Origin of the sequence: Paenibacillus sp. FSL R5-192, assembly GCF_000517845.1 — a bacterium.
Classification (GTDB): domain Bacteria; phylum Bacillota; class Bacilli; order Paenibacillales; family Paenibacillaceae; genus Paenibacillus; species Paenibacillus amylolyticus.
Window position 1 is genome coordinate 173,737 of the sequence record NZ_ASPR01000022.1, and the last position, 22,912, is coordinate 196,648.

Annotated in this window: 10 protein-coding genes; 5 read left to right on the forward strand and 5 right to left on the reverse strand. The window is 43.8% G+C overall.

Annotation, left to right across the window (positions count from 1 at the left end; all coding sequences use genetic code 11):
- Positions 1-9: 9 nt before the first annotated feature.
- Positions 10-6,063 (reverse strand): DUF7601 domain-containing protein, encoded by a 6,054-nt coding sequence (locus C161_RS33345; RefSeq protein ID WP_036671840.1) that lies wholly within the window; start codon positions 6,061-6,063, stop codon positions 10-12.
- Positions 6,064-6,450: 387 nt separating this feature from the next.
- Positions 6,451-8,574, reverse strand: coding sequence for a bifunctional metallophosphatase/5'-nucleotidase (locus tag C161_RS18115; RefSeq protein ID WP_036671842.1), 2,124 nt, complete (start codon positions 8,572-8,574; stop codon positions 6,451-6,453).
- 591 nt (positions 8,575-9,165) lie between these two features.
- On the opposite strand from C161_RS18115, the gene C161_RS31615 reads away from it, so the two are divergent.
- Positions 9,166-9,792 (forward strand): hypothetical protein, encoded by a 627-nt coding sequence (locus C161_RS31615; RefSeq protein WP_051447237.1) that lies wholly within the window; start codon positions 9,166-9,168, stop codon positions 9,790-9,792.
- 211 nt (positions 9,793-10,003) lie between these two features.
- Here the strand turns inward: C161_RS31615 and C161_RS18125 are convergent, their stop codons facing one another.
- Positions 10,004-16,294: an Ig-like domain-containing protein gene (locus C161_RS18125; RefSeq protein WP_036671844.1), complete on the reverse strand. Its 6,291-nt coding sequence runs from the start codon at positions 16,292-16,294 to the stop codon at positions 10,004-10,006.
- Between the two features lie 344 nt (positions 16,295-16,638).
- Here C161_RS18125 and C161_RS18130 point away from each other — a divergent pair, with 344 nt between their 5' ends.
- Together C161_RS18130 and C161_RS18135 are read left to right on the forward strand one after the other, a co-directional pair.
- Complete coding sequence (locus C161_RS18130) at positions 16,639-17,052, forward strand: DUF6199 family natural product biosynthesis protein (protein ID WP_036671845.1); 414 nt, start codon at positions 16,639-16,641, stop codon at positions 17,050-17,052.
- A 298-nt stretch (positions 17,053-17,350) separates the two neighbouring features.
- The gene (locus C161_RS18135; protein WP_051449798.1) at positions 17,351-18,391 is read left to right on the forward strand and encodes a hypothetical protein; all 1,041 of its coding nucleotides are present in this window, start codon (positions 17,351-17,353) and stop codon (positions 18,389-18,391) included.
- 396 nt (positions 18,392-18,787) lie between these two features.
- On the opposite strand, the gene C161_RS18140 is transcribed toward C161_RS18135, so the two are convergent.
- The gene (locus C161_RS18140; RefSeq protein ID WP_036671847.1) at positions 18,788-19,456 is read right to left on the reverse strand and encodes a DNA alkylation repair protein; all 669 of its coding nucleotides are present in this window, start codon (positions 19,454-19,456) and stop codon (positions 18,788-18,790) included.
- 213 nt (positions 19,457-19,669) lie between these two features.
- Here C161_RS18140 and C161_RS18145 point away from each other — a divergent pair, with 213 nt between their 5' ends.
- Together C161_RS18145 and C161_RS18150 are read left to right on the forward strand one after the other, a co-directional pair.
- A complete protein-coding gene (locus C161_RS18145; RefSeq protein ID WP_036671848.1) occupies positions 19,670-20,644 on the forward strand; it encodes a YndJ family transporter in 975 nt (324 codons plus the stop codon).
- Positions 20,645-20,735: 91 nt separating this feature from the next.
- Positions 20,736-21,188, forward strand: coding sequence for a HEAT repeat domain-containing protein (locus C161_RS18150; RefSeq protein WP_036671849.1), 453 nt, complete (start codon positions 20,736-20,738; stop codon positions 21,186-21,188).
- Positions 21,189-21,410: 222 nt separating this feature from the next.
- Here the strand turns inward: C161_RS18150 and C161_RS18155 are convergent, their stop codons facing one another.
- A complete protein-coding gene (locus tag C161_RS18155; RefSeq protein ID WP_036671851.1) occupies positions 21,411-22,901 on the reverse strand; it encodes an aldehyde dehydrogenase family protein in 1,491 nt (496 codons plus the stop codon).
- Positions 22,902-22,912 lie beyond the last annotated feature (11 nt).

Below are 22,912 nucleotides of genomic sequence, written 5' to 3' on the forward strand. Positions count from 1 at the left end.
TCCCTTCCATTACTGGATGTGCTTTTTCTTCTTGTACCCGAGCAGACAGAACCCGATCGTCATTAAGGACATCAGCGCCAAAACCATATACAAGAATGGCGATACACTGTTATCTCCAGTTTTCGGAGCATCGTCCAACTCGTTGCTATCGTTCTTAAGCTGATCGTTACCATTGCCCGGTTCAGGCGTTACGGTTCCTGGTTCTGGCGTTACCGTGCCCGGATCTGGCGTTACCGTGCCCGGATCTGGCGTTACGGTGCCCGGATCTGGCGTTACGACGCTGCCTGGTTCAGGCGTTACCGTGCCTGGTTCAGGCGTTACCGTGCCTGGTTCAGGCGTTACAGTGCCTGGTTCAGGCGTTACATTGCCCGGTTCAGGCGTTACCGTGCCCGGTTCAGGCGTTACAGTGCCCGGATCTGGCGTTACTGTCCCTGGACCAGGCGTTACGGTGCCGCCTCCGTTGTTACCATTGCCGCCACCAGAACTAATTGGCTTCATTGGCACATCGTACCTGACAATGTCAAAATCGACTGAAATCGTACCACTTGTGTGCGTTTCGTATCCGTCCTTCGTTACGATCAGATAGTAATCCGCTTCAGGAAACACCATGTACGCATAGAAGCCATCTGCATCACTACTCTGCTCCGGGCTCTCGTTGTCGTACGGCGGGAAATTTGGAACCTTTGGAAGCGTTACTTTAGTACCCGGAATGCGGCCGTTATCTCTATTCCGCTGCGTATCCGCATAATACAGTGTAACTTTGGCTCCATCAATTTTCTTGCCAGTGACGGCATCTCCTGTCGTTTCATCATAGACCGTACCGTAAGGGTCGACTAACTCCTCTGAAATATTCAGCTCTCCGTTAGCTTTAACGTCAAGTTGCGCCACTTTGAGGAGCAATTCCTCGCCGGTCTCAGCTTGATAGCGAACTTCCATTGTGTACTTCTGCTCGCTTAGCCCTTCCACAGAGAAAGTTCCATTCGTAGCCATAGGGAATGCTTTAGGTTGGCCGTTTTCCTTAACATAATTGCCATCCTTGTCTTTCAAATAGATATGCATCTGGCTAGTCAACAAATCATTGAATAGCACTGTTGTTCCATCCAGTTGTTTGAACAGAATGATCCCCACGGCCGTAATGTCCGCTGGAACAGTCTCGTCCGTTACACTGCTGTTCACTTTTGCTTTCTGCGTAAATTCAACAGGTACATCCTTACCGCCTACCCGATACAATTTCGTATATCTGATCGTATAATCGGTATCCGCTACGGCTGGAATTGAATATTCACCCTTCTCGTTCGTCTGCGTCTGAATCTCTTCGCCTGTCTTCAGATCAGTTACCGTAATCGGTGCATTCGGAATGACTTCTCCTGTGTTATTGTTACGCAACACGCCTTCCAGATACGGTCGGGTATTGGCAAAATGTGCTTCAGATAATTTTTTCTCTGGAATAGTGCCCATGTGAATGAGACTCTCTGGATCAGTCACATAGCCATCTTCCGTATAATCATCTTGGGTCACTTTATACTGAAGATTGGTTGGAAGCCCTTGGACAATGAGCGTCTGTCCATCTGTAAGCTCAAAGCTCTCACCGCTCTTGATCATACCCTTACTGCCGTCTGATTTCTCATAGACGTAGGATTCGTCCGATCCCTCGCCGGTGAAGGCAACCGTGTACTTAAACAGCTTCTTCTTGTCTTCATCTTTGCCTTTAACTGTGTTGCTGATTAATAGGCCGCCCTTCAAGACTCGCACGTTCGTGAACGGGGCATCTTCATCAATGCCTTTCATGACTCCGGTATAGTACCGTTCCTCAGGAGTAGTCATGTATTCATCGGTTGTGTAATCTTGTTGGGTAACTGTATATTTCAGATTCTTAGGCAGGCCCAAAATATCCAGTGTCTCTCCATCCTTGAGGCGGAAAGTACCGCCGGACTTGATCGAACCTGTGCTGCCGTCCGTCTTCAAGTAAGAGTAACTTTCCTCTTTGCCTGTATCCTCAAAGTTGACGGTGTACTCGAACTCCTTCGTTTTATCGCCGCCGTTGCCCATGACCGTATTGCTGATGGTCAGCTTGTTAACGGTCCGTTCATTGATGAAGTCCGCCTTGTGATCACCTTTATTCACGATTGAGCCAGACAGCTCTCTCGTACCCGGTATCGTCGTATAACCGTCAACGGATGTATAATCAGCCTCGGTTACGGTATAGACCAGATCCGCAGGCAAGGCTGGGAACGTCACAGATTCCCCGTGCTTAAGGGCAATCTTGCCTCCGCTCTTGATCGTGCCAAACGTATCATCCGACTTCTTATAGGTATACTCTCTGTCCTTACCTTCGCCGGTGATGGTCACGGTGTACTCGAACTCTTTGTCCGGATCACTGCCGTTGCCTTCCACCTTATTGGTAATGGTCAGCTTGCCTTGGGCCGGTGTAGGCACGATCAGTGGATTATCAGAGGTTAATTTCACCCCGTCTACCCAGATGGGCTTCCCTGGCGTATTCCCTACATATACTTGGTATACCCTTGTAGTTGGCAGCCAAGTATTGGTGTCAATATAAGTTTCTTTCAGCTCATAATACCCTGGATCAGGGAATAGCAGATTAAGTTTCCCTCCGCTATCGGTTTTTCCTTTGGTGATTATAGTTCCGCCGTCTTTCTTATAGAGTGTAAACTCTACGTCTTTTAGCGGATTGCCATTGGGATCTACCTTTTTCAGAGGCAACAGAGCATTGGAACTTGAACTGCCGGCCACGTCCGAACTGTCCAGCGTGCTTTCGCTTCTGGCACTGACAGATTTCAGATTGTCATCGCCCTCCAGTTTTACCTCGTTGCCCATTTTCTCTCCAGCTTTCGCTTTAGATGGATCAACTTCTGTTTGGTACACAAACTGGTAAAACTGATTAGGGTCGTCCATTTTAAATGTTAGAACCGTAGTACCTTCTACGCCCGGTGCAACTTCTACTTGAACTTCAGCATTCGGGTCGCTTAGGTCCAGTGCTACGCCATCTCGTTCCAGAGTGCCGCTTGCAGTCAATTTAGCAGGATAGACTGCCATACTAGGTGATGTCAGCACAAGCTTTCCGTTTTCTTCATAACGCAAATTCATGCCTGCACCCAAGGTATCCTGCAAATAAACACCCTGCTTCATGTTAAATGGCGGGGTATAGTTCACCGTCCATTCCAGCACTCCTGGAACTGGCTTAGTTACCGACTTTCCAAGGGTCTGAATAGGTACAATAACTTTGCGCTGTTCGGTGACAACCTTCTCCACTCCACCCCATGTCATATGGAGGTCGGCTTTGTTATACAGCACCTGCTTGTCTGTGCCGTTGATAGTGTATTCCTCTAAATACTTCTGCAGAGCATCATTGGAAGGTCTTGCCTTCACCAGAATGACATAAGGACTTTCCAACTTAGAGAAGGTGAAGGTACCCTCGTTTCCAATGTGTGAAAAATGGACTACATGAGAACTAGTACCTGGTTCAATTAGAGTTCTAGCATCGTTTCTAACACCATATTCATTGCCTGAACCATTGTTCGAAATTCCTTTCCAAAGCTCAAAATCCTTAGTTTCAGAGAAAGGAACAAATTCCCACCCTTCGGGAAGTGTATCCACTAGCTTAATATTACTAATGACTCGATTACCGCCATCCTTAGCCATTTCTTCTGTGTTATATCCAGGCATATTAACCCCTAAACGGAATGTGACCGTCTTGGTTGTCCTGTCATAGCCAGAAATCGTCCATGCTTCATTGTTATCATCTCTAATGTAACTGCTAACATTATTCGGCGTCACATTTTCAAAATTACCATCTACTTTTAATGGCCTCGAAGCAAAGAGCATATCCTTGTTCAACATACGCAGGTGTAGGTTGGCACTACTATTTGCTTCTTTTACGGTTTCGCCATCAATGAGCAAAGCCCGATTCGAGCTTATTTTCCCTGCGTTAATTTCCTGTCTGAAGAGAATGTTCGGGTTGGTCTCAAGTGCACGGAAGCTGAAGGATGCCGCTTCTTCGGTGTATCCGGTCACCTTGATCAAATCCGCCACCACTTTACCGTCCACGGTTAATGGAATAGCTTTCATCGTCAATCCGGTTGCATTCGACTTCAGAGTTCCCGCTTTGTACTGCTTCCAAAGCTGCGCAGAAGTGATATTTGCTTTAATTTTCGCAATTGTCTCCGCACTCACCTCGCTGGTTTCATCTACAGCGTTGTCCAAGACGTTCAAGTCACCGCCATGCACAAGGACATCGTATACTACCGCGTTAGGTAAGGCATACTGTGGTGCTAGATTAACGGTCCACGTGATACTGCCCAGGTTATAATCCTCGGTTGATACTGCGCCTGTTTTTGTAAACGTGTGTGCGCCAATGCTGACGACTGCCTCATCTGTCACCGCAATAGGTCTTTTACCCGTCATTACATCGTTGTTCTGTATAACCCCTGGTGTATCCAAATTCCAGTTGGCACGAGGGTCAATTTGGAAGCTGGAACCACTTATCGCCTTGCTTTTAATCAACAATTCGACTTTTCCGTTAATATCCCCGAAGGAATACACGCCGTTTGAATCTGGTGTAATTGGCGTTTCTTCAGATACAGCGCCATCTACCCATGTCTGCCATGCAGCCGATTCAAATTCCAGCCCAGCCGGTAATACATTTGTGATGGTAAAGTCCTTTAACTCTTTTTTATTATATTGGTTAACCGCGATCTTCCATGTAATGGTTTCATTCGCATGGTCATACGAAGCGCTGGCTTGAATCCAGTCGGGAGCAAAAGAAATCTCCTGACCTGCCTGTACCAACATGTTGTTGTCCTGTCTCAGTTCCACTTTGCCATTCATGTCCCGGTAGCTGCGACCAAGATTGTTTGGCGGATTCCGATGTTCGTAATAATAAGCTTCCTTTGGAATCCATGTTTTATATTCAACCTTTGGATCTAGACCTGTTCCCTGCGGAAATATGTAAGTCAGCGATCCGTCGCCCCCAATGACTGGCGTTACATTTTGGCCGTTTACTTTGAATGAACCCTCCTTATAGATACCACGGACATTTCCAAAACCCGTATTATAAGTGGCTGGATTCGTATAGAATGTCTTCCCGTCTAACGGCAATTTGACTGTTTTATCAAACTGATCGAATGCAGAGACGTTTGACTCCCAAGTAATTGCACCTTCAACCAATTGCGCTGGCTGAATCCCGCGGTAACCATACTGATCCCACCTGATCATTCCAGGCGAGCTTAAAGTAATATTATACTCTGCTGTAACATCTGGGTTCTCAAGCTGATATGCACCACCAAAGATGTTGATCGGCTTTTTATCGCCATACGCTAGTCCCGTTATATCTGCATTGGCAGTAGATTCAAAGCTGAAGACGATACCTCGTCCAACACCATTGAAAAAATTATCTTCACCGTTAAATACAATCTTGATGCTATTTGGAGTGAAATAGGCGGTGCCCAGCTGTTTTGTACCTGATTCCGTCTGTGCATTCAAAGTTTTAGTAGCTGTTGGCAGCACCACTTCCTTGAAGTAATCTTCTCTTTTCAGCTCGATCCAGTCACCCTTTTGGATGTATTTCTCAGGATCTGCATTAGTGGGATTTGGGTCATCACCATTCACTGGTACCTTGAGACCTTCCGATTTGAGCGTAAAGGGCTGTCTACCCTGAATAATACCGTTTGGATTAATAACAGCATTCCCCTGTGTCACTTCCAGCGGAAAGGTTGAATTAGATTCCATAAATACCGCTGTTTTGTCCATTGGGACTGCCGCCATCGCTAAGAAATTGCTCGGTTCGTCGTTCACTGCCTCAGGTACCGAGAGCGGTTCCTCTTGCACTTCCTCAGGTTCCGAAAGCGGTTCGTCATTCACTGTCTCAGGTACCGAAAGTGGTTCGTCGGCACTCGGTGAGTCAGATTCAATGACCGCTTCCATTCCGGAATCGGTTGGCACACTCTCCGCATATGCGGCGGTGGAGTATATCACTGTCTGCAAGACGAGCAACATTGCCAGAAATAAAGACAATATCGGTTTACCTATATTGCGTTTTTGTTTCAAACGAAAATCTCCTCCACTTCTAAAATTTTTGCAGCAACCAGAAACTTTTTCCCTTTCCTTTGGCCATTCCATCCTTACAACAGAAACTGATAAAATTCATCAAGTTCATATGGCTTGCCTTACCATTTTACTTTAGAGCCCTTACCAAATTCTGAACACTAAACGGTAACCTAACCATAGAGCCAATTCAGACATAGATTTCTCCATAGAATCGTGGATTTTAAGCATAAAAAAAACATCCTAAATTGGGATATGGCATTCTCCTGGATAAACCCTTTTCACCAATTGAAGAAATACTTGATGAGAGGGTTTATCCGTAGAGTAATGCTCATTCGCCCGATAGGATGTGTTTCTCTGTTTTAATATAAAGTTTGAATAAGTTCTACATTATGAAGCTTTTGCTGCAACAGCTTTTTCAATTAATGCTTTTGCATCGTTAGTAGTCAGACCTAGTTTAGGTTGAAGTGATTTTTTATCTGTTCCAGCAAAAATACCTTTATCAATCAGTTTTGCCATAGGTTTAATTGCATAAGCAGACACCGATTTACCATCTTCATAACTAGCAATAATCGTAGCAGCGTCTTTATCAGTCGCTTGATCTTTTACCAATTTAGCAAGAATGGTAGCAGCTTCTTCACGTGTGATATCCCGATCAGGATAGAAGTTTCCACCATAACCTTGAATGAATCCAGCATGCATAGCTTCAGCGATCGCATCTGCATATGCAGCATTAGCCGCAACATCCTTGAATGCAGGTGCTGTAGCTACTTCGTTAAGTTTCAACATGTCGATCAGAGCACTTACAAATTCAGCACGAGAAATGACTTCTGTTGTTACAGGTGTTTCTGTTGGCTCGGTAGATGCAGCCAGGTTTGTGATACGTCCTTCATTTTTAGCTTCGATGCTACCGCCTTTATACGTGTCTACGATGTATTGGTAGAATACATCCAGATCGATAGGACCTGCCAGGGATGATTTAGCATCCAGTAGCACTTTATAGTTATCTCCACCTGCAGCCATAAAGTTGTTAACTACAGCCGTATATGTTTTTGCAGGATCAATCGTTGTTCCATCTTCCAGACTAAGACCAGTAACACGTTCTGCGACTGGCTTATTGAAATCTGCAGTGTATTTCAAACCAGAGATTTGGAGTGTTTTGGTATTAGGTGTACCGTCAGCATTGGTACCCCATTGCTGCTGCAACAAGGTTTTAACCTGTTCGCCAGTCAGCTCAAGTTTTACTAGAGTATTACCAAACGGTTGGATTTTGGCAAGATCAGCAAAGGTCACATCGCCTTGTGGCAGATCCGCACGAATACCGCCTGGATTCATAAATGCAAAGTCAGCAGCACTTGCCTTATCCCCAAAGTCTGCTTCACGCATTGAATCTGCAATGAGGTTGCCTAGAGGGGCTTCGTTATTATAAGCATCTGTACGGGTAACAGAACCATCCGTTGTACCTACTGGCTTCGTCAGCTCAGGATGCTTGTCTAATGATTTTTTAATAATAGTTAAAGATTCAGGGTCTTCTTTTACACCCTCTTGGAAAGTCGTTGTAACAGTCGCTGATTTTTCAGTTACATCCCCGGTAGCAGGGTCAATCATCAGCTTGATATCTTCAAACGCCGTACCATAGGAATAAGCTTGAACGATCAACTTTCCATTCACTTCACCGTTAGCCAAAGCATGATTGTCACCTGCAACGATAACGTCAACAGGGGAGTCCGCTGGTAAAGCTTTTGCCAGATCAGCTGCTTCTCCAGTGGTTACGCCTTCTTTGGTTGTTGCTGGATCATGTGCCAAAACAATGATCGTTTCTACACCTTGGTCTTGCAATTCTTTAGCATATTTATTAACGGCTTCCACTTCTTCTTCTGCGCTTAAGAAACGTACGCCAGCTGTCCCAGATGGAGATACTTTGGCAGGTGTTGATTTCGTCACTAGTCCGATAAATCCAATTTTGACTCCGCCCACTTCTTTAATCACATACGGCTTAATCAATGTTTTTCCTGTGGCAGTTTCAATCACGTTTGCATTGACGTAATCAAATTTTGCACCGGCATGCGTTACCTTACCTTCTTTTGGATCAAGGCCACCAAAGATCTGTGCCTTTAAAGCAGCGACACCTTGGTCGAATTCGTGATTCCCTAAGGACCCTACATCGAAGCCCATCATATTCATCCATTCCATGGTAGGCTCGTCACGATCCAAAGATGAGGCTGGAGCAGATGCACCAACAGAGTCTCCATTATGGAAGAGTAGGGAGTGTTCATATTTGGCTTGAGCTTCTTTGAGATAGGTTGCTAGAATTGGAGCCGTTCCTGCCTTCTTATCACCCACGATTGATGTGGTATCTAACTGACCGTGGAAATCATTGATTCCAATCAAGTGTACTTCTACATCGTTACCTGCGGCAGAGACAGAACCCGCTGCGCCCAATAGTTGCGTGAGTAATAGTGCAGCGGTAGCTACACGCAGTGTGCTTTTACCCAAAACTTTTTTCCAAAACATGAATGAAAAAACCCCTCTCCAATTTTAGATCCTGAGATATTTTACCATAGTTCAATTCATAAAAATCATTAAATATATAAAATGGGTGTAAAAAGTTGAGAGATTGATAGAGGAGATGAATACCTATATCTCGATCTGCACCAAAATTAGTGTTTAGCTTCAATTTATTCAATCGAATAATAGGTTTTTTTCTAGCCCAGGAGACGAGAAGTTATAACGCATTGGTTGTAAGTAATAGATTCAAAATTTCATGTAGAAAAATATGGATTTTATATTTTTTGTTGCTATAATGGAAAATAAAGTATGTATTTTCACTTGATGATATAACTCCTCTACTAAAAAACACTTAGCTTCCATCTCCTAAAACACACACATCCCATTACATAATATGTATCAAAGATTTTCACACTTCTATTAAAGGAGGTGACCGTTGGGAGCATTTTAGATCTTAGTTCCCGTTTTACACCAGATGGGGACGTGTTACCTCACCGCTCCTGACTGAATACAACGCAGAAACATGCAATAGCTGTAAGGATTTGTTGTTCTATGCATTTAACTTTAACCATTATAAGAAAAATAGGAGCGTGTCCAATGAACAAACGACTTTTTCCCAGATCTTTTCGAGTTCTTATGGCTTGCTTGTTGATTCTTGCATTTGCCGTACCAGCAACAGCTTCTGCTGGCTATCTTGGAGATAAACTCACGATCGGCCAAAGCATGGCAAAGGGTGACTATCTCACCTCCCAAGATGGCAGGTTCTCAGCCATCTGGCAAAATGACGGGAATTTTGTTATCTATCAAAATGGTTCTTCTCTCTGGAGTAGCGGAACTAGTAATAGTGGGGCTCTTTCATTCAATTTTGAATCACAGTATGGGAAACCTGTCATCTATAAATATGGCATGAAATATCAAGACGTTTACCAATATGGTTATCGTTATGGTTTCAACCCGGCTACAGGTAAATTCGAATATTACACCGGTTGGGGATGGGATAAAGTTTTGATGATTGATACTTCTGTACAGGTAGCTGCTTGGTCTCCCAATACCACCTCATGGATTCCAGGTCATCACGGGAGCAGCTTACCGGCTAACACAACAGGTGATACACTGGTCATGCAAAGTGATGGGAATTTAGTTCTCTATAACACAACCCTGACCAATAGCAATTATCCGAACAGTTGGATTCCTGTCTGGGCTTCCAATACGGGCGGGCGTTAAAGGGAAACGAACTCGAATGTTAAAGAAAGACAAAAAAGAGTCGCATGATTTGCGGCTCTTTTTTTGTGTCTAACGTTTTTGGGTCCACTCACCAATATATATGCATATAACCAGATAGTAAAAAAAATCTGAGGAATCTAATTAGATCCCTCAGATTAGTTTAAGATAACGTGCACTTATTACTACGTTTGAGTGTATTCGCGATGCAAAATTACCACAGATCTTCCGGGATGTACTTGATCATCGTTTCGGAGCCATCTTCATTGATCTTATACGTATGGGTTCTTGTGGCTTCTTCGACATGTCCATATGACCATTTGTTCAAACGGTTGTCCGGATATGAAGGTTCTGCTCCAGTCAGAGGACCTCTATACAGCATCCCATTAATCATCTTAACGGCTTCCTCTCGGGTAATCTGACTTCCTGGTTGGAAAGAAGCATCCTTATACCCTGATACGATACCAAAACGGAAAACTTCATCGATAGACTGCTCTGCCCAGTTCCCCTCAATATCTGTAAACGAGCTAATTCTCAAGATAGGGTCCATCTTCAGTTCTTTGGCAACGCCGAGATAACGCGCAATGGCTGTCGCCAGCTCTGCTCTTGTAATGGGCTGATCCGGTCTGAATGTATGATCCGCATAGCCTTTGAATATCCCTTTATTTGCAACAGCTTCAATATAATCGGCACCCCAGTAATCCGTAGCGACATCGCTGTACAGCTTGATGTGTCGAACCTCATCTTGCAAATGAAGCGTCCGGGCAAAAATAGCTGCAATCTCTGCACGAGTGATGAGCTTTTCAGGTTTCACATTACCGTCTGGGTACCCCATAATATATCGATCATGTTTGTGCTCATAACGGTTAGAGTACAACATCACTTTAATCAAGGACGTATCGTCCTGCGTATTCACAAGCGTAAGCTTATGATCTGAGCCGATCACAGCCGTAACAGAAGCATAGTTCTCGCCCTCGGTCATTTCGTTAACCTTTAGTTTAAACGTCAGTTGGCCTCGTGTGTCTCCTGCCAGCTTCCCAACATTCCATTTTATTTCTTGGCCGGTAACGACGCCGCCGTTAGCATCAACTAAACTCATTCCGGCCGGGATCGTAGCTTTAACATACAAGCCATCAGCCTCAGTCAACGTTTTATTGGCGTAAATCACCGTGAAGGTTAGAATATCATCTTCTCTGCCCTTCATTTTGTCCACAAGGATAGCTGTGGCAAAGTCAATGGGCTTGGTCGTTATGATCTTCGGTGGTGCAGGCTCAGTCGTTGTGACTGGTGGCGCTACAGGATCAGTCGTTACAACTGGAGATCCCCCTCCGTTGGATGACGGTAGTGGCGTCATGCTAAAGTCATACAGTACGATCTCCGTACCTACATGAATTAGTGGCTGCTTCGTATCGACAACTCTGCTGTCGAAATCCTTATATCCTGCCTTGGTCGCGGTTAAGTAGTAGTCCGTATGAGGAAATACCATGAACGCATACTGCCCAGTCGCATCACTCGTCTGCGGGTTCGCGTTATCCGCTGGCGGGAAGTTGCCCACAGGTGGCAAGTTGACCACCGTTCCGTTGCTGTAATGAAGCGTAACAATTGCACCGGATATTGGATGACCCGTCACGGAATCGGTAATTGTACCGTAGGGGTCAATGAGCACCTCACTAATGCTGATTTGTCCTTCTGAACTAATCTCAATATCAGCATGACCAACAACAACAGGTTGTGTTCCACCGCCCGGGAGCGGAATGTTATAGATGACATCGGCAGTGTAGATGCCCTTAAGTACACTGTCGATATTAAATATTCCATTAGAATCAATTTGGCCTGTATGAGTCCCATTGCCGTCATTGATCAACACCGTGTAACCGCCGCCCACAGTTCCGTTGAGTGCCAGGGAGCCACCCTGCGATGTTTCTACCAAGACAACACCAGAGACTGTTTTATTTCCCTCAAAGGATCGACCATCCACACTAGCATTTACTGGAACACTCTGATTAAACGTGACGGATTTTTTCTGTCCACCAATCTCTACTTGCTTTGTAATGGATACATCGTATGTCACATTACCCTTCGGTATAGCTAGGGTGTATGCCCCATCGCCCGCTGTAACTGCAACAGCATGAAAATCAGTAATACCGTCACCATCAAAATCTTTGCTCACTTTAATCAAAGCGCCTGCTACGGGGTGACCCGCTTGGTCTGTGACGATACCCGTAATAACACCAGGGGTGATCGTAATATGAATCGTATCACTAACGTAGAGATCTCTTGGGCTATCAGCAACCGTTGCCGTTAATGGAATAGATGCAGATTCCGTACCGCCAAGTATAGCCGCAGTGAAGGTTGTAGTTGCGATTCCGTGTGCGTCCGTCAAGACGCTTATCGTATTCAAGTTCCCAGCAAAATGGCCGTATGTTGTATCCGGCACTTTAAATACGACTTGAACCCCTGCCTGAGGATGACCCTCTTTATCAGTCACCACCACCTTAAAGAGGGATGTTGACGCGCCGTTACCAAGTATGGACGATGGGTTGGCCGTCAATGTCATTTCAAACTCGACAAGCTCAAAGTCTTGGATGACAACTCCATTCACATTAACGTTGATCGTGGATACTGAGATTTCTCGATGAGCAAAGCTGTACTCATCGCTAACCACTTCTAGAATATATTTATTGATCACGACATTCTCAAAATTGTATTTACCATTTGAACCTGTCGTGAACCGCTCCTTCTCTTTACCTGCAAGGTCACGTAAAATGACTGTCGCCCCGGATACCGGGTCTCCGGTTTTCTTATCCGTCACCACTCCAACAATGCTCGGGTTGGTAATTGTGATCGTCACCGTAGCTATGTTGGACTGACCTGTTCCGTCAGAAGCTTGATAAGTGAACGTCACACTTCCCGATGCTTCCTCTTTTGCCTCAAACGTGAATGAGCCATCTGAGTTGGCCGTCAGCGTACCCTTGCTTGCGTCGCTAACTGAACTAATATTCACTGCTGTGAGCGTATCATTCCCTGCGCTAGTATCGTTGAGTAAAATTCCTTTTTCCACCGGGACAGTAAGTTTACCCCCTCTTGCAACCTGATAGCTGTCATTCTCGGCAACTGGCACCGCTCTGAATTTTGCATAATAGTCTCCGGCTGTCTGAACAGTAAAGGTGTATGACGCATCCGAGCTTACCGGAATGCCTGTGCCTTCTTCGTTCTCATACCATCCCACGAATGAATAGCCCAGACTTGGGTTAGCCGCAATTGTTGCCGATTCGCCAAGCCCATAAGAATCGTCACCATCAGTCGTGCCCCCGACATTTCCAATGACATGTGTATTGATTGGCAACGTAATTGTGATCGTCACCGTAGCTACACTCGAATAAACGGTTCCGTCAAAGGCTTGATAGCTAAACGTAACATTACCGGAAGCATTCTCCTCCGCAATGAACGTGAACGATCCGTCAGGGCTCACATTCAGCGTGCCCATGCTTGGATCACTGATTGAGCTGACGTTCATCGCCGTAAGCGGATGATTCTCATCATCGGTATCGTTCGTGAGTATACCTGCCTCAACTGGAACAGTGAGTGTATCTCCACTCTTAATGCGATAGGTGTCATTCTCCGCAATAGGCTCATGCGTAGAAACTGGTAAAGTAATCGCAATCGTCACCGTAGCTACGTTTGACTGGGCGATGCCATTGTCTGCTTGGTAGGTAAACGTCACATTACCGGACGCTTCCTCATCTGCCACGAATGTGAATGATCCGTCAGGACTTACATTCAGAGTGCCCTTGCTCGGGTCGCTGACAGAGCTGATAGCCCCCGCCGTAAGTGGGCGTCCCTCCGCATCCGTATCGTTCATCAAGATGCCCTCTAGTGCCGAAACGGTGAGCTTATCTCCTCTTAAGACACTATACGTGTCATTCTCCGCGACTGGCAGCACAACATATTTAGCATAATAGCCTACATCCGTCTGAACGGTAAACGTATATGCTGCACTTGTACTTACTGGAGTACCAGTGCCTGCTTGGTTGTCGTACCATCCCACGAATGCATATCCTTGATCTGCGCTTGCCTTAATTGTTGCTGAGTCACCAATATTGTAGGTGTTATCCCCTTCAGTCGTGCCTCCAATGGCTTCGATGACATGCGTGGTGACTACAGCTGTTGTCACATCCGTTACATTGGTAGTTACTGTATTAGAGCCAAGATTAATCGCCGAAATTACAGCATTGTCGCTGATCACAGTTTGCGGTGTACCTGGAGCCGTTTTCGTGAAGCTCAGCACCTTACTGCTATTCGCGGGTACATCAATTCCCGTTTGTGTTTGGCCCTCACTGGTGACACTAAAACCTGTTTTTGTTGTATTCGTATAGTTATAGATTGTGACTGTGTAGTTTATAGATCCGTTGGTCTGAATCGTTGCGGGACCTGTCTTGTCAATCCCCATCTTCAGATCAAGCTTACCGTTGTTTCCAAGTTTCATCGTCGCTCTTCCATTATTCAGTGACTCCTCGGTTACATAGGTTGCACCAATTCCATCTGATTTGGAGATCGTCTGCTTACTCGTTAAAGCAAGATAGTAAGGGCTGTCCGTAGGCGGGAAGAAATAAGCCGCTGTTTTGGCCCCATCCATGGCATTACCTGAATTCAGGTAGCGAGATATGTTTCCTACATTATTGGGAGATACCTGAAAAGTAGGTTTTACTTTATAGTTGAGTGCAAATGAACCGTCTGTTGGTGCACTATATTCTCCCGACTTTGGGCTTGTCCGGTTCTTGAAGCGATAAATATGCCGTTGCATATCTTCTGCGTCGATATACCAAGTGAGACTGGTAACACCTGCGACTGTCTTAATGACGGCTTTACTTCCGTATCCAGCAAATTGATACGCTGTACCGCCATTTATCGTCGTATTTGCATCCACCGTTGCGACAGCGTCACCGATTTTCAACGTGGACAGATCAACATTAAAGTCCTTGCTGATTTCGTCTGCAACAACAATTGCACTTGCTATATCGGCTGTCTCTGAGCCAAGATCGGTAGTCTCCGGTATATTGAGAAGCGGAAGTATGGTCGTAGTAGCTTCAACATCATTGGCCAACCCAGCAAAAGCTGAACTCACAATGTCATAGGTTGGAGCGAATGTGTAATAATTACTGTAAACAAAAGAATCTGCGTAGTTAAAACCATTTGGCCCCTGAGCAGCATACGTTTTCAACTTGTCATAGGTATTCTTTGCCGTACCATAGTTATAACTACTGTCTTCCTTATGATCGTTGACTCTTTTTGGGTCAAGACCTGCCCAAGCATAGACTGGCTGGTTACCACTATACGGTCCGTTAATTGCCGTTGTGGAACCCAGTCCCACTGTATACACTTTGGCTTTAGTGGATTCTCCTCCATTGTATGCAGTGTACTGATTATCTAAAAGACCCTTCATATATGCACCCGTGAGTATAGTCAGCGCAGCGATTTCCGGATCACCTGTATTGGCCAGACTGGTACCGGCAGTAGCTGGTACGTATTTGGTACCATCAGTGCCACTCTGATTGTAGTTTGCAATCGTTGTAGCTTCGGTTACCGCATTCTGAAAATCAGTTTCAAACGATTTGCCTTTGGGCGAAGTATACCATGCCTTCTTGGCATGAATTGCCGCCCCATCTGATAGAAGGAACAAGTAAGGCTGGCGCTTAGGTCCCGTGCCCTTAGTTCCCACACTGCTCATCGTCTTGGAGACACCATACATGATACCGTCCTGCGTTGGCGTACCTGCCCCTAGCGAGACTGCCGACTTCGTTCCAACGGCTGTACCATCCTTGACTAGATTGCTGTTCAATGTGATGTTTTGGTTGGATGTTGCATATTTCAAATAATCTTCCGTTCCATGTCCTGAACTAAATACGTAGTGTCCTAGTTCCATAAAAGTGCCAAGGTGGTTGGAGCTAGCCGATCCTCCAAACCAATAAACCGCAACGCGGTTATTGGGATTCGCATCCATGACTGTGCGGATTGCATCATTGGCTGCTTTGGCCATCGCTTCGACACGATAGTACACACCAGGTCCACCTGCTGTTTCTGCTATTTCTCTCCCATTTAGATTTCCCATAGACGAACTCATGTCCAAAATAAAGGTTACGTCCGCCGCAGGACCGTCAGCATTGCCGCTCCCTCCGACACCTGGGTTGGTCAAATTTGCAGTCATATATTCTTGTGCTAACGCTGACAATTTGACATTAAAACTGCCATCACCCTCTGCCGTAACGCTCTTGTCAGTCCAAATACGTCCGTCTGATGCCGCTGTACCAAAGCCGCTAGGTGGCGCATCCGTCACCGGGTCGGCAGTTAACTTGACTTGGTACTGGTCGTAGTTCGTCTCCGCCATAGTCGGAGCGATTGCCGCATTGGCCACTGAGCCGTCTAAAGGAGTAAGACCACTAAGCCCAAATATTAGACAGACCGTAAGCGCAATTGAAATAAATTTTCTAAAGCCATTGTTGTTCATATCTAGTCCTCCGTACAAAATTGAAATGTAAATATCCCTAATACAGCAAACTTCTTGTGTTTATTCGTCTATAACCTAACCTGTTCAAAAAGAACTATAGCAACATTTATTACCTTCTTCCCGTCTCCAGATTTGTTGCGAATTTTAGTATAATCATTAACTCTAAACAAAAACTGAACAAGAACGTAATAGACTGATACTCAGTTCGATTACAGTGAATTCGATACATTAAATTAATCGCATTATGTATAGTTCCTAGATAAAATTGGGGACTAGTTTTTAGAGTGGTGTTCTTACTGTTTTTTATATTAGACTAATACTTAACATATAGAGGATCTGATTGTTTGACAGGTATCATAGGTGTTTTTGTCTTAATAATAGGATTAATTATGGCAATTTGGCCTTACTTTGCTTGGTATATACGACTGGGATGGAAGTTTAAAGATGCGGAGCCAAGTGATTTAGCACTAAGTGCTGGACGGATCTCAGGCATGATTAATCCCACCATATTAAGCGAGGAAGAAAAAAATACGGTTATCCAAATGATACAAGATGCAGAACTTAGACCTTTTGATGCAGGTGATGTGTTTGGATCGAACAATGATGGAAAAATTACATTTACAGACGAAACGAGCCTAGACATCGTTATTTTCGGACCTTCTGGAGGAATCGAATTGCATCCGAAGGCTACTGAGAAGGAGTATGAGATAATGAGTGAAGAGTTAAAAAATTGGTTTCACACCAATTATAGTGATTAGTAGTGTCACTTTAATATTCAAGAACCTCGCCATGGTGAGGTTCTTTTTGTTTGTCATATACAGACGTGAATCGCAAATTGATTAATACTGGGACATATCAAGGCAGCAAAATAAATAGAAAATTTCCGTTAACGGCCGGTCAGTCTATCGTAGCTAGCAGAGTAATTTCATTTATAAATTATGCTTTTAAATCACAACAATCAAAATTTACATAATATTCCATGTTATGTTTAGACAATATTTTCTACACAAGATATTATACATCTATTAATAAATCACTAGTTTTGGAGGTATCTCAATGTTTAAGGAAATAAAGGTTACATTAGGTTTCATAGCGCTATTTATTTTAGTTTCGTCACTTTTCGTTTCAAGTGTATCGGCCGCAACAGTTGGTCAGCAATTATCGGTTGCTGAGTCGGGATGGCAAAGAATAGACGATGCTGACAAAAAAATTTCGTATAATGGCGGTCAGTGGAAGGAAGAAACCGGCCCTAATTTTTTTGGTAATACGTTGCATTTCATCCCAAATAACCCTACGGATTCTTCTCAATCTGTAACATTCACATTTTATGGTACTCAATTAAGAATTATTGGTACAATGTATCAGGATTACACAACGAAATTGATTGTTACAATTGATGGAGTCGATTATTCTCCAGCTAATTCTTCTGGAACAGCAACACCAGTTAATAAGGCTCTCGTGTTCGGTGTGGAAAATTTAAAATCTGGTAAACATACTGTTCAAATAAAATCCACTGATACAAAACGTTGGGTTTTAGATGCTATTGATATTGATCAAACCGGTTATTTGATTAATCAAGGTATCGCTTCTCCAACTCTGAGTGCACAAGCTCAGGTCGCTAAGGTTGATCTTAAGTGGACTTCAGTCAGTAATGCAGTTACATATAACGTCAAACGCTCACTCACTTCTGGTGGCCCATTTGAAACGATTGCAACTGTAACTTCAACTACGTACACAGATATTGATGTTATCAATGGAACTACATACTATTACGAGATTACAGCCGCTAATGAAGATGGGGATAGCGCACCTTCTAACCAAGTTTCTGCTACGCCACAAGCTCAAATAGCGATAGAAAGAGCAATCTTTAAAATCACCTTTAATACTGGCTTAGAAAAAGAGTACGATCTCTCTATGACGGATGTAAATGCCTTCATTAAGTGGTATGAAGAAAAAGCATCTGGTACCGGACCTATCATGTTTGCAATCAATAAACTTCAAAATAACATTGGACAATTCAATAGTAGGAAAGACTATATCATCTTCGATAAAATCATTACATTTGAAGTAAATGAATACACCCCAGTATCAAAATAAATACAAACTGAAAAGCAGGGAGACTAATTATAAGTCTCTCTGCCTTTTTATCTTACTCACCAATTCATGTTGGTTTAGATGATAGAAGTATGCATTCAAAAAAGATCGATCACCATCATATTTAGGAGAGTGGATTGACCTCTTATTCGTTTTTTTTGCAGAAGACGCTAAATCAGCGAATGCCATAAAACGTTGAGATGTTGTTCGTGCTGTTAATTATTGTATAGTACGTATCGATTCCTATTTACGCCGTCCTGGAGGACAATCATGCGCTCAACATAAACTGTTAGACTCCGATAATCTCTCTACACAATCCCCTTTACTACCACTTATCTCAAAGTCCAAGCGGTTGATCCGCCAAAATTAATTCATCTTAATTGAACTTTTCAGGGATAACTAATTCTTATTTCGTTTGTTAACTTCAATTGCAATGAACTCTGGCAAATAATTAGGAGTACAACCCTTTGATACCATTTCATCTTTATAAAGCCCTGTATTCTCACCAAGTTTAATACAACGTGCACGATACTTTTGATCATAAATGCCTATCCAACCTGCAATGAAATTCATAGCCCACTGGACTGTCGGCTCTTCCTGCGTAATATTAGCTTCAATTGCAGATAGTAAGTCTTCGGTGTTATCAGGAGGCGTTTGTCCAGTCCATCTCAATCGCGCTTGATAATACCAAAAAGCTCGCCTTTGAAGAGCAGAAGGGCTATTTTCCCATGACTCCATCAATGCAATGGTCTTCTTGTCTTTGGTGAGCTGATTAGCCATTAACCAATCCATTAAGTTATTTCGCTCATCAAAAGTGTGAGTCTGCATATCCTTATCAAACTTATTAAGCACTTCTTGTGAAAGAAGTTTTTTGTCCATAATTAAGATAGCTAATAGTCTGGGCAAAAACGCTTCGGTCGACCAAAGTTCCATAGCTAGTTCGTGATCTTTTTTAATATCCTTTGCGATTTTTCGTAATTCGCCTAGCTTAGTTTTACTATTGATCTGCTGTAGAATGTCCTCTGCTTTTGAAGAGTATTTCATTTCTAAACTTTTGTCCTTATTCATTTGATACCACAGCTCCTTTATGGCGAAAGTCTTTGAAGAGCGGTAGAGCTATTTCCCATGACTCCATCAACCGCAGTAAGATAAGCTTATTTTCATATATTGACAAATAAATGTGTTAGACTACTTAAAGAAGAATTGCCGATCTATATTAAAGACGCTACACAACTGGATGCAGACAGTTATTACGATAAACGTAGTTAGAAAGGAAGCCCCATGGATAGTTCCTTGAAACAACGAATGAAATCATTATTAGCACCAGTGTTTCCCGGTGGAATCATAACCATTCTGATATTTTCCCTTGATTACTTCCAATTCGAACTTGTTGAAAAATTTCTGCTTTTTGCGGCTTTTGTCATTGTACCTCTTGTGATTTTACTTTTGAACCATGATGAAAAGAATAAACATCAACAAATGATTTATGCTGCTATGAAATGGCTTCAATTTCCCGCTGCGCTTCTTACCCTGGCCTCGGTAATGAGTAATAAGATGTGGGGGTTAGCAAGTACGGAAATCCCAGGGATTCTGTCTCTTGGATGGCTACTGTTCACACTGCTGCTTGGCATCTATGGCTTGACCACGATTGTAATCTCTAAAGGAAAAGCAGCTGAAATAGCGATTGGTGCGGGGCTCGTTTATTTTTTTATCGGGGGCATTTGGTTTACCTTATATCAATATCAATTGAACCTGTTCCAAGCTAATCCTTCAACGCACGCGTTAAGCTCGCTCCACTTCCATTTCTCATCTGCGATCGTTCCGATTTTTATTGGTGCACTGGGACGCATCATGACGAAGAAAAGCTGGTATCCTTGGGTCGTTGCCATCGATATCATCGGACCAATCTTGATTGCTATTGGTATGATTTTCTCCAAGCCAATTGAATACATTGGTGTCACTTTGTTCGCCTGTAATATTGTGGTTTACACCGCTTATCTCCTTACTTACTTGAGGAAAAATGCTTTGGATATTAAGGCAGCCTTTTTCTTAGGCCTTTCTTGTCTAGCCTTTTACACGGTTGTTGTCATTTCCATCTTCTATCCGTTACTGAAAAATATGTACTCCTTAACCATACTAGATTTTATTCCCATTTATGGATCTTTGCATGCGTTTGGTTTTGTTTTATGCGGACTGATTGGTTGGGTGTATATGGTGGACTTCATTAAGGAAAAGGCTAACCAATCGGCTTCATAGGAGTAGTTTGGTCAGGTTCGTGCTATAATAGTGATCACATAAATAACATTCATCATTCTGCCGAGATGGCGATGATTAAGGAGATTGAATTTTGACGAACAACCATGATATTGGAGCAGTTAACGAACTACCGGAGAACTTTGAAGAGCTCAAACGAGCGGCTAACCGGACGTCAAGCTGGAGAGAAAGACTGAATGCGGTGAACGAATTGGGGAACTGGGACACAGCCCCTACCATTAAGTTGCTTCAGCATGTTTTGAAAAATGATCAAGTGTTTCAAGTGCGCGAAGCCGCATATCACAAGCTCAAGCAGTTGGATGAAGATGTACAGATGCCTGCCAAAAACAAAGGTGAGCTGTTTAAAGGTACTAACAAAATTTTGCTACGGATTAAAAAAAGCCTTCCTGAAGGTCACACATTCGAGCAATTCAAGGAAAAACTGCAAAAGACACGTCTGGATATCTATGATACTTACGAGGGCGACAAAGATGCTGAATTCGACTCCTGGCTCCATGGCATTTGGGAGACACTAGGTAGAAGATAACCGCCGTTCACCGTATAATAACTGAGTACAAAGCCACTTCAAAATAATGGAGTGGCTTCTTTATTTCTTCAGCGTCACCTCCATCAGATGTGGGGGTATTTTCTCTCTAAAAAAGTCACCACTGTCAAACTGATCTGACAAAAAAACGCCCTGTCTACTGATTCTTAAAAATCAGTAAACAAAGCGCAAAGTTAGAGCCTTTTTGAACAACCTCTATACCATTTACTCTGGTATATAAGGAAGATCCAGTGTCTTCGGAACGTTGATGACATGCTTTTCTGTATAAGTGCGAATACCTTCGGCGCCGTATTCACGGCCAATACCAGATTGCTTGAAGCCACCGAAAGGGAACCGAACGTCGAGACCCTGCACAGCAGCTGTATTGATCATGGTCGTTCCCGCTTCGAGTTGGCGTGCGACGGAGATGGCATCCTCTTCTTTGCCCCACACAGAACTCGTCAATCCATATATGCTTTCATTGTGTAGATGAATAACCTGCTCTTCATCGTCAAATGGAAGAATCGGAACCGTAGGGCCAAACTGTTCCTCTACTACAATCGGATCATGAACATCGCAACCCAAAACAAGCGTAGGTTGTAGGTAGTAACCTTGGTTAAACAGCTTCTGATCCAGAATTTGACCGAGAGGGATGACCTTAGCCCCATGCTTTTGCGCATCTTCAACCAAACCAAGCACGACATTTTTCTGCTTCAGGTTATTAACCGGACCTACTGTCGTATTTGAATCAAATGGATCACCAATTCGAATCCAGCGATTTGCCGCCTCTATATATTTTTCCACAAACTCATCATAAATAGAACGGTGCACATACACACGTTTGGCGATCATACAGATCTGGCCTGCTGTCAAGAAATTAGAAATGACAATCCGGCGCATGGCTCGCTCATCATGAACATCAAAGCTTTCCAAGAAGATAGCCGCATCATTACCACCAAGCTCAAGCGTCATATCTTTAATCGTTTCCGAAGCTGCTTTCATAATATGCTTAGCTGTTTCCGTTCCACCTGTAAAGGCGATCTTCGTAACATGAGGATTACTAGTCAGTTCAACGCCTACATCCGCATCACCATGAACGACATTGATTACACCAGCCGGGAACTCACTCGCAATAATCTCTGCCACCTTCGCTGCCGCCAGTGGCGCATATGGGCTTGGTTTAAGCACAATCGTGTTGCCCGCAAGTAAGGCAGGAGCGATCTTAATCGTAGATAAAGCAATGGGATAGTTCCATGGACTAATCGCTGCCACCACACCAATGGGATCATAGGAAAGAATCGTTTTACCATTCTCATGCTCTTTGATCTCTTCCTGTAGAGCCGATTTGGCTTCATTACAAGCAAACTCCATCCACATTAACGAAACATAAATTTCACCGTGTGCATCATACAAGGGCTTGCCATGCTCTCTGGACAGCAAATGCACAATTTCATTCTCAGCTGCTCTAATCTTCTCGATCGCCTTGCGCATCATAATAATGCGTTCATCAATGGTGGTCTGCTTCCAGGTTTTAAAAGCCACTGCTGCCGCTTCAATAGCTTCCACGGCTTGTTCTTTCGTAGTGACAGGGAAATAGCCTACGATCTCGGATGGGTTTGTCGGATTCTCTTTTGCTAACTGCGAAAGGGATTTTACATTTTGACCATTAATGAACGCTTCAACTATAATTGTCTCTTGGTCTGCTTGCGTCGTCATTTTACATCCCC